General features: G+C 54.9%; 13 protein-coding genes. All 13 read left to right on the top strand.

All coding sequences use genetic code 11. The annotated features are described in order from the left end of the window. Positions 1-121 precede the first annotated feature (121 nt). The 13 genes from A2273_08445 to A2273_08385 all read left to right on the top strand — a co-directional run bounded on the left by A2273_08445 (position 122) and on the right by A2273_08385 (position 14,834). A complete protein-coding gene (locus tag A2273_08445) occupies positions 122-916 on the top strand; it encodes a hypothetical protein (GenBank protein OGF08365.1) in 795 nt (264 codons plus the stop codon). 609 nt (positions 917-1,525) lie between these two features. Further along, entirely contained in the window at positions 1,526-2,080 is a 555-nt protein-coding gene (locus A2273_08440) for a bifunctional pyr operon transcriptional regulator/uracil phosphoribosyltransferase (protein OGF08364.1), read from the top strand. Then, positions 2,067-3,020, top strand: coding sequence for an aspartate carbamoyltransferase (locus tag A2273_08435; GenBank protein OGF08363.1), 954 nt, complete (start codon positions 2,067-2,069; stop codon positions 3,018-3,020). Before A2273_08440 ends, A2273_08435 begins: the two co-directional genes overlap by 14 nt. 2 nt (positions 3,021-3,022) lie before the next feature. Next, positions 3,023-4,315, top strand: a complete 1,293-nt coding sequence (locus A2273_08430) for a dihydroorotase (protein ID OGF08362.1) — start codon at positions 3,023-3,025, stop codon at positions 4,313-4,315. A 187-nt stretch (positions 4,316-4,502) separates the two neighbouring features. Further along, on the top strand, positions 4,503-6,587 hold the full coding sequence (locus tag A2273_08425; GenBank protein ID OGF08361.1) for a sodium-translocating pyrophosphatase: 2,085 nt from the start codon (positions 4,503-4,505) through the stop codon (positions 6,585-6,587). Positions 6,588-6,851: 264 nt separating this feature from the next. Beyond that, positions 6,852-7,091: a hypothetical protein gene (locus A2273_08420; protein ID OGF08360.1), complete on the top strand. Its 240-nt coding sequence runs from the start codon at positions 6,852-6,854 to the stop codon at positions 7,089-7,091. Positions 7,092-7,108: 17 nt separating this feature from the next. Continuing rightward, positions 7,109-7,873 carry a hypothetical protein gene (locus A2273_08415; GenBank protein OGF08359.1) on the top strand — a complete coding sequence of 255 codons (765 nt, stop codon included), beginning with the start codon at positions 7,109-7,111 and terminating at the stop codon, positions 7,871-7,873. A gap of 25 nt (positions 7,874-7,898) precedes the next feature. Then, positions 7,899-8,957: a redox-regulated ATPase YchF gene (locus A2273_08410; protein ID OGF08358.1), complete on the top strand. Its 1,059-nt coding sequence runs from the start codon at positions 7,899-7,901 to the stop codon at positions 8,955-8,957. A 73-nt stretch (positions 8,958-9,030) separates the two neighbouring features. Continuing rightward, positions 9,031-9,507 (top strand): hypothetical protein, encoded by a 477-nt coding sequence (locus A2273_08405; GenBank protein ID OGF08357.1) that lies wholly within the window; start codon positions 9,031-9,033, stop codon positions 9,505-9,507. A 52-nt stretch (positions 9,508-9,559) separates the two neighbouring features. Next, entirely contained in the window at positions 9,560-10,357 is a 798-nt protein-coding gene (locus A2273_08400) for an acyltransferase (GenBank protein ID OGF08356.1), read from the top strand. After that, positions 10,354-11,346 (top strand): thiamine-phosphate kinase, encoded by a 993-nt coding sequence (locus A2273_08395; GenBank protein ID OGF08355.1) that lies wholly within the window; start codon positions 10,354-10,356, stop codon positions 11,344-11,346. Before A2273_08400 ends, A2273_08395 begins: the two co-directional genes overlap by 4 nt. Before the next feature lie 44 nt (positions 11,347-11,390). Continuing rightward, positions 11,391-12,809, top strand: coding sequence for a type I glutamate--ammonia ligase (locus tag A2273_08390; protein OGF08354.1), 1,419 nt, complete (start codon positions 11,391-11,393; stop codon positions 12,807-12,809). 141 nt (positions 12,810-12,950) lie between these two features. Next, complete coding sequence (locus A2273_08385; GenBank protein OGF08353.1) at positions 12,951-14,834, top strand: hypothetical protein; 1,884 nt, start codon at positions 12,951-12,953, stop codon at positions 14,832-14,834. The last annotated feature ends 44 nt before the right edge of the window (positions 14,835-14,878 follow it).

Genomic DNA, 14,878 nt, shown 5'->3' with positions numbered 1-14,878 from the left:
CGGCTGGACGCAATACGAACGGAATATTTCCTACGCTTCCGGCGGGTTGTCAAAATATCCATCGGCTTGCGTCAGACAATTATGGCCCAAATCCAAGCTGTATATACTTTGGACCGAAGACTTGCCGGACGCCAAAGCCATCATTCAAAAACCGGTAAAAATCTATGCCCAATCAATCGAGCCGGTGCCCTATTACTACGCCGATCTTGGCACCGAGGAAGCCGCGGTTTACACCACTCAGAAAGCGGGAACTTTAACCTACGGCCAAACCCCGGACTTGACGGTTGATTACCATCCCAACCAGCTTAAATACTCTTTCTCCGGGCTTGATCCATCCAGGACCTACATGTTGAAGGCCGTGTACTACCACGAATCTTATGACCGCATTCAGCAGAAGATGAAGATTGACGGCCAGCAGTTCGATGTGGCCAACCTCAAGCCCGAGGAAAAGGTCGAGTTCAAACGCTGGCTGATGCCCAAACTTTACAGCGACGGGCAGATTGACATCACAATAGACAAGCAGAAGGGCGAATATGCCGTCTGTGCGATTTTATCCATCGAGGAATACGAGAAGGACTGCGACAACGCCAAGGATGGCGGGGCACAGGCTGCTTTAAGCGAAACCAAACCGGTTCCTTACCATTATGAACTTATGCCGAATTCGCCCAATCCCGCCAGGGGCCAAACCACTTTCAGGTATCAATTAGCCCAATCTGGCAAGACCACATTTAAGGTTTACAATACTTTGGGGCAGGCGGTAAAGACCATCGTGGACGCTTACCAACAGCCGGGCGTATACAGCGTCAACTGGGACGGCAAGGATACGCAAGGCAAAAAAGTGTCCAATGGCGTTTATTTCTACCGCATTAATTCCGGAGAGTTTGACGCCACCAAGAAAATGGTGATATTGAAATAACCAACCCAAAACTCGTTATTCAAACAACAAAGGCCGGTTTAGTAACCGGCCTTCTTTTTGCACGTACCGTATCGCTTTTACCCCTGTCGCTTTTACCCCTTGACTTTTATCCGGAAATGATGTATCATTACACCATAGATTAAGCTTACCCTTTAAACTGATCCCGTGAGGTCAGAAAGGAATTATTTATGAAAATCCCAAAAGAATTTTCAGCCTCCAGCCCTGGATGACAGGGATGGAGGTTTTTTTATGCCTGTTTGTCGATCATTTTCAGGGCACATCAAGACTTTGGCCTTTTGGCTGATATGCTATCCTATAGGACTATTAGCAACTTATGCAGTGTCATCGCGAGACGGCTCTTATTCAGCATCCGAAGCGATCTCTGTCAGGCTTATAAAAAGGTATACGGTTCGGAGATTACTTCGTCTGCATTGCAGAAAGCAAGCCTCGTAATGACGAAGAGGCATGATAAACGCTGTTCTGGCGAAAAGAAAACAGCACGAATAAAATCTGTAAAATTATCTGTGCAATCAGTAAAAAATCTGTGTAATCCGTGTTCGGTATATCCTGTTAAATGGACAAAATATCAATAATATATACGGAGGCAGTATGACCAAACAGAAAGCAGTCATAATGGACGCCAAGCAGGTGGAACGGGCCATGGTCAGGATCGCCCATGAGATCGTGGAGCAGAATATGGGCACCAAGGACCTGATCATCATCGGCATCAAGCGGCGGGGCGACACCCTGGGCAAGCGGATAGCCAAGCTGATAAGCGACATCGAAAAAGTGGAGATCCCCTACGGGGCCATCGACATCACCTTCTACCGGGATGACCTGCAGACCATCGCCCACCAGCCGGTGGTCAATCAGACCGACCTGCACCTGGACGTCACCGGCAAGACAGTGATCTTGGTGGACGATGTATTATATACCGGGCGCACGGTCCGGGCGGCCATAGACGAGATCCTTGATTTCGGGCGTCCCAGGAGCATCGAACTGGCGGTGCTGATAGACCGGGGCCACCGGGAGCTGCCCATCAGGGCCAACTACGTGGGCAAGAACGTCCCCACCTCGCACAAGGAGATAATCGCGGTCCGCACCCAGGAGGAGGACGGTGAGGAGAAGGTGATCATAAAGGAGCTGAGCGATGAAGTGGAATAAAAAGGACCTGCTGGACCTGGAATCGCTTTCGGCCGAGGAGATGAACATGATCCTGGACACCGCCAAAAGCTTCCGGGAGGTGCTCAACCGGCCCATCAAGAAGGTGCCCATCCTCAGGGGCAAGACCATCGTCAATATGTTCTTCGAACCCTCCACCCGCACCTCGGCCTCCTTCGACATGGCCGCCAAACGGCTGATGGCCGACACCGTCAACATTTCGCCCAAGACCTCAGCCGTCCAAAAAGGGGAGACCCTGCTGGATACCGCCCGCAACCTGGAGGCCATGAAGATCGATCTGGTGGTGATGCGGCACGCCTCCTCGGGCGCCCCGCATTTTCTGGCCAGCCGCATCAAGGCCGGAGTGATCAACGCCGGCGACGGACAGCACGCCCACCCCACCCAGGGCCTGCTGGACATGTTCACCATCAAGGAAAAACGCGGCGGTTTCGAGGGGCTGAAGGTGCTGATAGTGGGCGACGTTACCCATTCCCGGGTGGCCCGCTCCAACATCAACGGACTGCTGAAGCTGGGGGCCCAGGTCTCGGTATGCGGTCCATCCACCCTGATCCCAATCGGGATCGAACAGCTGGGGGTCAAGGTGTATTACAACCTGGATGAGGCCATCCCCCAGGCTGACGTCATCAACGTCCTCCGCCTTCAGCTGGAGAGACAGAAGAAGGGCCTGCTGCCTTCGCTGCGGGAATATTCACTGCACTTCTGTTTGGACAAGGAACGGATGGCCAAGGCCAAGGGGGATGTGACCATCATGCACCCCGGGCCGATGAACCGGGGCATAGAGATAGACCCTGATGTGGCCGACGGTGAACGTTCGGTGATACTGGACCAGGTGACCAACGGGGTGGCCGTCAGGATGGCGGTGCTCTACTTGCTGTCGGGCGGCGATGCACCCCTGGCCGAAGCCATAAAGAAGGAGGCATAACAATGAGCAATTCCAGAATTCATAATTCAGAATTAAGAATTATTATCAAAGGCGGCCGGGTGATCGACCCCCAGAACCACCGGGACGAGGTTCTGGACATCCTGATCGAGGACGGCCGGATCGCAGGGCTGGAGGCCAAGATAGACAACCCCAAGGCCGAAGTCATCGACATTAACGGCCAGTATGTCTTTCCCGGCCTGGTGGACATGCATGTCCACCTGCGCGAACCCGGGCGGGAGGACGAGGAGACCATCACCTCCGGTTCCCGGGCAGCGGCAGCCGGCGGTTTTACCGCCATCGCCTGCATGCCCAACACCCAGCCGGTGATAGACAGCCAGGGACTGGTGCAGTTCATAAAATCCCGGCAGATCCCCGAATGCCGGATCTATCCGGTGGGCGCCATCACCAAGGGATCGCTGGGCGAGGAGCTGGCCGAGATCGGCGATATGTATCAATCCGGCATCGTAGGCATATCCGACGACGGCAAGCCGGTTACCAATTCCAATCTGATGCGCCGGGCCCTGGATTACTGCCGGATGTTCGACATCCCGGTGATCTCCCACTGCGAGGACAAGTTCTTGTCGGCCGACGGCGCCATGAACGAGGGAGCCCTGGCCACCAAACTGGGGCTGCGGGGGATCCCCAATGCCGCCGAGGCCGCCATGGCCGCCCGGGACGTGATGCTGGCTGACCTGACCGGGGGCCGGGTCCATATCGCCCATGTCTCCTGCGCCGAGACGGTGGACATCATCCGCCGGGCCAAGCGGGCGGGGATCAAAGTGACCGCCGAGACCTGCCCCCAGTACTTCATGCTAAGCCAAGAGGCGGTGATCGGCTACGATTCCATGATGCGGGTCAATCCCCCGCTGCGCAGCAAGGCCGACCTGATGACCATCATCGACGCTCTCAAGGACGGCACCATCGACTGCATAGCCACCGACCATGCCCCCCATTCGTCCGAGGAGAAGGAGGTGGAGTTCGACCAAGCCCCCTGCGGGATGCTGGGGCTGGAGACATCATTGGGACTGTGCTGGACCCACCTGGTGGAGAAGAATATCCTGACGGTCTCGCAACTGGTGGAGAAGATGGCCGTCAATCCGGCCAGGATATTAAAGATCCAAAACTCAATAGAGCCTAAAGCCCCGGCTAATCTGACCATATTTGATCCCAAGGCCGAATGGGAAGTGGATCCGTCAAAGTTCAGATCCAAAAGCCGGAACACTCCGTTCAAGGGATGGAAGATTAAGGGCAAAGCGGTCATGACCATAGTGGACGGGCAGCTAATAAAAATCTAGCGGTAACCCGGGTGCCCAGGCACCCGGGTTTTATTGCGCAGATGGTCTGGGAATGTCAAAGCCTGGAGGCAGGCAATAAAAACATTGAAAAAAGGGCCGGTTCTTTGGTAAAATAACAGGTCCAATCATTAAACTGGGGCCGCAATAATACGGCTCGGCAATTAACAACAGCGAAGGGTGTTTTCATATGGATAAATTCTTGATCCTTTCACTGGCGGGCGGGGCGGCCGCCCTGGTATTTGCATTTTTCAAGGCTTCCTGGGTGAACCGCCAGGATCCCGGGGATGATAAAATGAAAGTGATAGCCGGGCATATCCGCGAGGGGGCCATGGCCTTTCTCAACCGCGAATACAAGGTGCTGGCCATTTTTGTGGTGGTGGTGGCCATCATTCTGGGGCTGATCAATATGAAGCAGGAGGGCTCCAGTATCCTGGTGGCGCTGTCCTTCGTGGTGGGCGCCTTCTGCAGCGGATTGGCCGGCTACTTCGGAATGAAGGTGGCCACCAAGGCCAACGTCCGCACCACCCAGGGCGCCAAGACCGGGCTGCCCAAAGCACTGATGGTTGCCTTCTCCGGCGGAACGGTGATGGGCATGTCGGTGGTGGGCCTGGGCCTGGCCGGTTTGACGATCCTTTTTCTGCTGTATACCAAGGTCTTGGGTTTCGGCACCGGCGACGAATTTCAACTGGCCCGGCTGCTTTCGGTGATCTCGGGATTTTCGCTGGGCGCCTCGTCCATCGCCCTGTTCGCCCGGGTGGGCGGGGGCATCTACACCAAGGCGGCCGACGTGGGGGCCGATCTGGTGGGCAAGGTGGAGGCCGGGATCCCGGAGGACGACCCCCGCAATCCGGCGGTGATCGCCGACAATGTGGGCGACAACGTGGGCGACGTGGCCGGCATGGGGGCAGACCTTTTCGAGTCCTACGTGGGGGCCATCGTGGGGGCCATGGTGCTGGGGGTTTTCTACAGCATCAATTTGGTGATGCTGCCCTTGGTGCTGGCCGCCCTGGGCATCGGAGTATCCATCCTGGGAACCTTTGTGGTCCGAATGAAGGACAACGGCGATCCTCAGAAGGCCCTGAATCTGGGAACCTTCGGGGCCGGAGGGCTGGCCATCCTTTTGATGTATCCGGTAATAAAATGGCTGGTGCCGGAGGCCGTCAATTTCAGCGTCAACCCCACCGGCACCCTGATCACCCTGACCGCCGGGGGGATCTTCGGAGCGGTGGTGGTCGGGCTGGTGTCCGGCATCGCCATCGGCTTGCTGACCGAATATTACACTTCGGAATCCAGAAGCCCGGCCAGGAATATTGCCAAGCAGGCTTTGACCGGTCCGGCCACCACCATCATCGGCGGTCTGGCCCTGGGGATGATGTCCACCGCTTTGCCGATGACCTGCATCTCCATAGCCATAGTGGCCGCCTACCAGTTTGCCGGCCTGTACGGCATCGCCATCGCCGCAGTGGGAATGCTTTCCACCACCGGTATTCAGCTGGCGGTCGATGCCTACGGCCCGATAGCCGATAATGCCGGGGGCATCGCCCAGATGAGCTGCCAGCCCGGCGAGGTCCGGGAGCGCACCGACAAGCTGGACGCGGTGGGCAACACCACCGCTGCCATAGGCAAGGGCTTTGCCATCGGCTCGGCGGCCCTGACCGCTCTGGCCCTGTTCTCGGCCTTTCAGGCGGCGGTCGGGATCGACAAGATCGATATCTCCCAGCCCAAGGTCATCGCCGGGCTGTTCATGGGCGGCATGCTGCCTTTCCTGTTCAGCTCCATGGCGCTAAAGGCGGTGGGCGCGGCCGCCTTCGAGATGGTGGCCGAGGTGCGCCGCCAGTTCAAGGAGATACCCGGCCTGCTGGAAGGAAAGCCGGGGGCCGAAGCCGATTATGCCAAATGCGTGGACATCTCCACCGCGGCGGCCATCAAGCGGATGATCCTGCCGGGACTGCTGGCAGTGGTCTCTCCGGTGATCTTCGGGCTGTGGAACATCGAGGCCCTGGGCGGCCTGCTGGCCGGGGTGACGGTCAGCGGAGTGCTGCTGGCCATCTTCATGTCCAACTCGGGCGGAGCCTGGGACAACGCCAAGAAGCACATCGAGGGCGGACAGCACGGGGGCAAGGGCTCCAGCGCCCATATGGCGGCGGTGGTGGGCGACACGGTGGGCGATCCCTTCAAGGACACCGCCGGCCCGTCGCTGAACATCCTGATCAAGCTGATGAGCGTGGTGGCCCTGGTGATAGCGCCGTTCCTGAAATCGCTGGCCAGATAACACGATAGAACAGTCAAAGGTCGTGGTCCCAAATGGGCCACGACCTGATTTCTCTTGTTTCCCAAAATTTCACACAGAGCCACAAACAGGGCCGTAGCGAGAAAACTCTATTACAGCCAATAAAAAGAACGAAACCCCTGAGAAACCAACCACTGAAACACGGAACTACTGAAAATACAAAAAGAGATCTTCCTCATAATTATTATCCCAAATTTCGGTGTTTCCGTGGTAAAAAATGACAGAAATTACGTAACGATATTTTCCATGATAAACGATGTAGAAAAAAAAAGGCGAAGGATCCGCTGGTGGTTCAATATCACCTCCAGCGCCATCATCATTCTTTTGGGCCTGGCATTTTTGGTTATGCGATATTTCTACGATTTCAACCCCATGCAGGAAAAGTTCTGGATGATCACCGGGCTGCTGCTGGGATACGGGCTGTTCCGGTTCGTCCTGTATTTCTGGCGGGGCCGGCATTTGTACGACGACATGGAAGATGAATAATTAAAGAGGATAATAAAATGAAAGAAAGTAAGTTTATTATTGCTGGTTTTGTTCTATTAATTTCATTCTCATCAACAGTATGGGCTGAAGAAAAATTCTATATTTCAAAAGAAGAAATAAACAATAAAGTAAAAGCGTTGGCTATCATGCCAACGGAAAATATCATATACGAAACAGTAAATGATGCCTATGCAAACTCTTACGATTTTCAACGTTTGGCCGGATACGGGATGTTCAACCCCAAAGGATTCCTGATCTTGAAAGATAAAACTTTCATTGACAGCATCGCATTGATAACCGATGCTTTGGTTTATCATAAGCTTGATGATTCAAAGAAGTACTCTATAATCAGCTCATTGGATATGAGCGAGAAAAAGGATGTTGCGCTTTCAATAATGAAAATTCCGAAAGAATTGAATCCCATCACCACAATTAAGAAAACAATAAACAAAAAAGATTTTATTAAGAGCCTGTTTGACAGCTTATCGACTGATGCTATCCTTTGCATTTCCTACCAGATGACGACTGCAGAAGTAAACAATTCTATCGCAAAGTGGGACAGCTATTCTGAGAATTATGATATATCTGCAATGGGTAAATGGGATGGCAACACTCCGGCCTTCTCGATGGTTGGAATTATGTTTGGACGTGAGGGGGATACCCTTTGGACCGGGAGATACGGTATGAGAGTGTTGAATCGAAGGACAACCGGAGAGAATATCTTTGAAGATGACCGGATAAAAGAGGCAACAAAAAAAATATTTAAGAAGCTGTTAAAGTAATAGATCAGTTTATTTAAGGGGAATAATGCAATTAGGAATAATCGGACTGCCTCAGTCGGGCAAGACCACCATCTTCAACGCTCTGACCAAATCCTGCGTCAAGGTGGGCGAATACTCCACCGGGTGCGAGGTGCACATTGGCGTGGTCAAAATGCCTGACCCACGATTGGAAAAGCTGACCGCCATGTTCAATCCCAAGAAAAAGGTCCCGGCCACCATCACCTATGTGGACATCGGGGGCATGTCCAAGGGGGCCTCCGGGCACGGCGGGTTGGGCACGGAATTCCTGACCCAGATGCATGGCATGGAGGCGGTCATTCTGGTCCTGCGGGGCTTTGACGGAGCCGAGGGCAAAGCCAATCCGTTGGACGATTATACCACCATCGCCACCGAGCTGCTGCTTTCCGACATGGCCATGATCGAACGCCGGATAGAGAAGGTGAAGAAGGACCTGGGAAAGATAAAAAAACCGGAACTGGAGAAGGAACTGGCCCTGCTGGATAAATGCCGGGTCCACCTGGAAGGGGAGAAACCCATCCGGATGCTGGGCCTCAGCTCCGAGGAATCAAAGGCTCTGCGCAGTTTTCAGCTGCTGACCGAAAAGCCGATCCTGCTGGTGCTGAATTATCCGGAGGGAGCGGGTCCTTCCGCGGTGGCCGCTGAGTTTGAGAAACAGACTGGGGAGACCATCACGCCGCTATGCGGATCCATCGAGATGGACATCGCCCAGATGTCCGATGACGAGGCCAAGGAGTTTCTCGGCGAGCTCAAGATAGAGGAGCCGGCCCTGAACAAGATGATCCGGACCTCCTTCCGTCTGCTGGGCAAGATAAATTTCTTTACGGTGGGCGAGGACGAATGCCGGGCCTGGACCATACCGGCCCATACCAAGGCCCCCCAGGCGGCCGGGGCCATCCACTCCGACCTGGAGCGGGGATTCATCCGGGCGGAGGCGGTAAGCTACGACCACCTGATCGAGACCGGCGGCTATGCCGGGGCCAGGGAGAAGGGGTACGTCCGGCTGGAGGGCAAGGAGTATATCGTCAAGGACGGGGATATCCTGAATATAAAATTCAACGTGTAGAAAGTGATGCCGTAAACTTGGGCACCTTGCCCAAGTTTAGCGGTCGAATAAAGGCACTATAACTTTTTTAAATATGAACAACAAAGAAATATCTAAGGATAAAGAACATCCACATTTTATTACAATAGTGTCCAGTGCTCGAAGAAAAATATTGTTAACGGGAAATATTCCGACTATTTTGATAGAAAATCTGGCTTTTTATCGCAAACTGCATGATTTTAAACTTATAGGTTTTGTCATTATGCCAGATCATGTCCATTTGATTATATATCCTCAGGGGCATAATGCAATAAATACAATTTTACATGATTATAAAAGCTACACTGCTCAAATAATAAATATTGAGTTAAAACAAAAGGGTAGCTTTTGGCATAAAGGTTTTAATGATAGATTAATACGCAGTCATGAAGAATTAAATAATGAATTAAGATATATTCATAATAACCCATTGAAAGCAGGGTTGGTTGATAATATTGAAGATTATAAGTTTTCAAGTTGGCAATATTATGAAGATCTTATCAAAGATGATTTGATTGACAAGCAATGGTAAGTGATTTCTTTGAACATAGGCAAAGGCTGGGAGCCTTTGCAACGGGGATGCCATGAAAATCGGCTTCGTACAATTCAATCCCATTTTCGGCCAGGTGGATAAAAACCTGTCCCTGATTGAAAGACTGATAGGTAGCAGAAAGGCAGACCTACTGGTCCTGCCTGAATTGTGCACTACCGGATATAATTTCATCTCAAAAAAAGAGGTCATGGCCTTATCCGAGACAACCCAGGGCAAAACCGTCAATCATTTCAGGGAAATATCCCAGCGAACCAAAATGAATATCGTGGCCGGATTTGCCGAAAAGAACGGCGGCAGGTTATACAACTCGGCAGTATTGGTCAGGCCCAACGGCAAAACGGATGTCTACCGCAAGACCCATCTGTTCGGCAGCGAGAAAAAATATTTCACCCCCGGCAATACCGGCTTCAAGGTCTTTGCCGCCGGACGGGTCAAGATCGGAATGATGATCTGCTTCGACTGGATCTTCCCCGAGGCAGCCCGTATCCTGGCCCTGCAGGGGGCGCAGGTGATCTGCCATCCGGCCAACCTGGTGTTGCCGTACTGTCCCGACTCCATGCCGGTAAGGGCCCTGGAGAACCGGGTGTTCACCGTCACCGCCAACCGCACCGGCCGGGAGAACCGGGGCGGCAACGATCTTAAATTCATCGGACAGAGCATCATCGCCGGGCCGGATTCCCGGGTGCTCAGCCGGGCGCCGGCCGATAAGGAGAGCGTGGGCATCGTGGAAATAGATACCGCAGAGGCAGGCAATAAAAGGATCACCCCGGAGAATGACCTGTTCAAAGACCGTCGTCCAGAATATTATGAGCGGCTGGTGAAAAAATGAAAGACCAAAAGGCCGGGATCAGCGAGTTCGGGCTGATCGATATCATAAAAAGGCGATATCAAACCGCCAACAAAGGCCTGATTGTCGGAATTGGGGATGATGCCGCGGTATTTGCCGTCGATAAAACCAGGTCCGGCCTTTTGACCATCGACACCCTGGTGGATAAAATACATTTCGATCTGGCCTATACACCATTTGAGGCCTTGGGCCACAAGGCCCTGGCGGCCAATCTTTCCGACATAGCGGCCATGGGCGGCCGGCCGGTATTGGCGGTGGTGTCAATCACCATCCCCCGGGGCCTGGGATGTAAAGATATCGCAAAGGTATACGCCGGAATGGGTAGGCTGGCGAAAAAACACGGGGTGGCGGTATGCGGCGGGGATACTGTGGCCGGCCGGGAACTGTCATTGACCATAGCGGTTTACGGCGAAGCCCGGAAAAATAATATCGGGCTCCGCTCCGGGGCCAAAGCCGGAGACGCGATCCTGGTCACTGGAACTCTGGGGTCGTCCCAGGCGGGGCTGGAGATATTAAAATCAAAGATTAAAAATCAAAAATCAAAAATATTTCAGAAGCATCTGTGGCCCGAACCCAGGGTCAAAGAAGCCCGGCTGCTGGCATCAAAGTTCAAACTGCACGGCATGATAGACATCTCCGACGGGCTGGCCTCGGAACTGCATCATATCGCCCGGGAGAGCCGGGTGGGCATGATCATAGACCAGGGGGCCCTGCCGGTGGCCGAGGAGGCCGTCACTGCGGCCAATATTCTCAAAAAAGACCCCCTGGAACATTGTCTGTACGGCGGGGAGGAATACGAACTGCTCTTCACCCTGCCGGCCAGGCAGGCGGTAGAGGCCAGGATCATTTTAAGCCGGGCCGGAACGACCTGCTCCATCATCGGCCAGGTCGTCAAAGGTAACGGAGTAAGAATGATAGGATCCGACCTCAAGAACGTCAAGATCCCCGATAAGGGATATAAACATTTTTAGAATTACCGATTTAAATTTGTAATCAATAAACTGGAGAACAGGCCATGAACATGAAACAGGTATTGGAGTTCGCCAAAAAGAACAAGGTGGCGTTCGTTTCGGTAAAGTTCGTAGATCTGCTGGGGAAGTGGCACCAGATAACGGTTCCGGCCCACCAGCTTAACCCATCCCTTTTCGAAAGGGGCAAGGGCATCGGCTTTGACGGTTCCAGCGTGGCCGGATTCACCCAGGTCAAGGCCGGGGACATGATAGTGATCCCCATTGCCGAGACCGGATTCATGGATCCCTTCACCGAACTGCCGACCATGACCTTCATCGGCGATGTGATAGACGTGGCCACCGGGCAGAAGTTCGAACGCAACCCCCGGTATGTGGCCGAGAAGGCCGAGAAATACCTGAAATCCTCCGGCGCCGCGCCCGAAAGCTACTGGGGGCCGGAGTTCGAGTTCTACCTGTTCGATTCGGTGCGTTACGCCAATCTTCCCCAGAACAGCTTCTACCAGGTCGACTCCCGGGAGGCCGACTGGAACACCGGACGGGATGAGGATCCCAACCTGGGATACAAGCTGCCCCACAAGGGCGGATATCACGCCGCACCTCCCCACGACTCCTCGTTTGACTTTCGTTCAGCCCTGTGCCTGACCATGGAAAAATGCGGGGTGCCGGTCAAATACCACCATCATGAGGTGGGCGGGGCCGGCCAGCTGGAGATAGAGGTGATGTTCGACACCCTGACCAAGATGGCCGACCGCAGCATGCTGGTGAAATACTTGGTTCATAATGCGGCCTTCAAGGCGGGGCTGACGGCCACCTTCATGCCCAAGCCGATGGTGGGGGAGCCCGGCAACGGGATGCATGTCCACCAGTACCTGGCCAAGGACGGACACTCGTTATTTTATAAAAAAGACGGCCTGGCCCACATGTCCCAGTTGGCGATGCATTATCTGGGCGGGCTTTTAAAACATGCCCCGGCTTTGCTGGCCTTCACCAACCCCTCCACCAATTCCTACCGCCGTTTGGTTCCGGGATACGAAGCTCCCGTCCGGGCCAGCTATTCGGTGGGCAACCGCACCGCGGCGGTGCGCATCCCCGGCTACCTGACAGATCCCAAGACCATGCGTTACGAGTTCCGCCCGCCGGACGCCACCTGCAACCCCTACCTGGCCTTCGCCGCCATGCTGATGGCCGGACTGGACGGGGTCAAACACAAGATCGATCCCGGACAGCCGCTGAACAAGGATCTTTTCAGCCTACCCAAGGCCGAGCTGGAGAAGATCCCCACCCTGCCCACCTCGCTATCCGACGCCCTGGAGTCCCTGGAAAAGGACCACAAGTTCCTGCTGGAGGGCGGGGTATTCACCAAGGATCTGATCGAGACCTGGATCGGCCTGAAATCCAAAGAGGTGGCGGCCCTCAACCTGCGGCCCCATCCCTTCGAATTCGAGCTGTATTACGATTGTTGAAATGAAGAAAGAGCCCCGCCGGAACAGCGGGGCTCTGCTGTCAATAAAATAATTATCCGGCTCCCCTTGATATACCGGGCAAAGTGATATAGAATTAGACGGTAAACCATAAAAAAGGAAGGTACTATGGATAGGTTGAGAATGTTCGGATTAGTGGCCCTGATCACGGCCCTTGCCGGCGCGTCATACGCCTCCCAAAGGGTGGTGGTGGCCGAGGATTTCACCGGCACCTGGTGCCAATATTGCCCGGCGGCCGCCAACGGATTGGACCAGCTGCATAGTGAGGTTGGCGATTCCCTGGTGGTGCTGGCCTTCCATTACGGCGATCCCTACCAGACCACCGAGACCTACAACCGCATCGTCTGGTACGGCGACATGATCCCGGGGTATCCGACGGTAATCTTTGATGGCCTGGATTCGATCGTCGGCAGTGCGGGATCCGGCGCCGCATACAACAACTATGATTATTACCGGCCGGTGTTCGACGCTCATAAAACAGTATCCAGCCCGTTCGAGCTGACCATGGGAATGGCCGCCCATGACCTTCCCGCCGGCACCGGTACGGTGGAGGTAAAGATCAAGAACACCAATTCCGTTTCGGAGGCTGGCACCCTGCATTTTGTGGTGCTGGAAAGGAACATCCCGGAGGTCTGGCAGGGCATGGAGGAGATAGATTTCGTGGTGCGGGACATGGTGCCGGATGAGAACGGCCAGGCCATCAACATACCGGCCGGGGACAGCCTGCTGGCCCAGAAGAACTTCAGCATCGACCCGGGCTGGGTGCTGGGCAAGTGCCAGTTCGCGGCCTTCATACAGAGGGCCGATAAGCAGATAATCCAGGGGAGCCATCTTTACGGCCCCTGCCTGGCCCAGGAAAACTACAGCCTTACCGAGGTGGGCGACGGCGACGGATTCTACGAGCCGAACGAATCGCTGAACCTGTGGGTGAAGGTGAAGAACAGCTATGCCCCCGGAAGCGGGGCGGCGGTGTCCGCCGTTTCGCCCGATACCTTCGTCACCATCACCAACGGCCAATGGGACATCGGCAGCATGGCGGCGGGGGATACCCTCAACAATCAGGCATCGCCTTTCCTGATAGGGATCAAGCCGTCGGCCAACATGCCGGACGGCCATTGGGTGAGCGTCTACATCCACAAGAAGGTGTACAGTCCGCTGTACAACGACACCCTGACGGTGATCGATTCGGTCAGATTCATGGTGGGTTCGCCCAACACCATCTTCTTCGACGATTTCGAGAGCGGCTTGGGCAACTGGGACACCGGGTATGTGGGGGCTTTTGCACAATGGGACACCACCGATGCCGACCACTATTCCACGGACCACTGCGTCACCGACAGCAAGGGGGGGGACTATCCCAACTCCAGCGGACACTGGCTGCACATGGCCTCCGGCCTGGACATGACCGGATACGGCTCGGCCACCCTGTATTGGTGGGAGAAATATTTTGTCGACAACGGCGGCGATTACTGCCAGCCCCAATATTCAACCAACGGCGGCTTGAACTGGTCCACCCTGGTGGTCTCCTATAGCGGCACCCAGGCAGCCTGGAGCCAGCGGGCGGTAAGCCTCAACAGCTTCTGCGGGACCGCTTCCGACCTGAGGATCCGCTTCCGGATGAACAGCAACAGCAGCGTCACCGCCGACGGGTGGTATGTGGACGATGTGCTGATCATGGCCTACAACAAGACCGGCGTGGCCGGGAAGCCGGAGGCCCCATCATTGCCGGCCACCAGTCTGCTGAAGGGATCATACCCCAATCCCGCCACCGGCAGGGCCAACATCCGGTTCCAGCTCCGGGCCGGGGCCAGAACCTCCTTGAAGATCTACAATATCGCCGGAGAGCTGGTCCGGAGCCTGGTGGATTCCCGTCTGTCAAGCGGGGACTACGATCTGAGGTGGGACGGCCGGGACGGCCGGAACCGGGCGATGCCCAGCGGCGTTTATTTCTACCAGCTGGATACCGGCAGCCAGAAGGCCACCGGCAGGCTGACACTTATAAGATAGGGGCCGGGGGACCGGACCGGAAAGGACGATCAAACTTGAAGGGC

This window comes from Candidatus Edwardsbacteria bacterium RifOxyA12_full_54_48, from assembly GCA_001777915.1.
Classification (GTDB): domain Bacteria; phylum Edwardsbacteria; class AC1; order AC1; family EtOH8; genus UBA2226.
The sequence above is the reverse complement of the archived record's forward strand: the minus strand, read 5'-3'. Positions and strand labels throughout refer to the sequence as shown.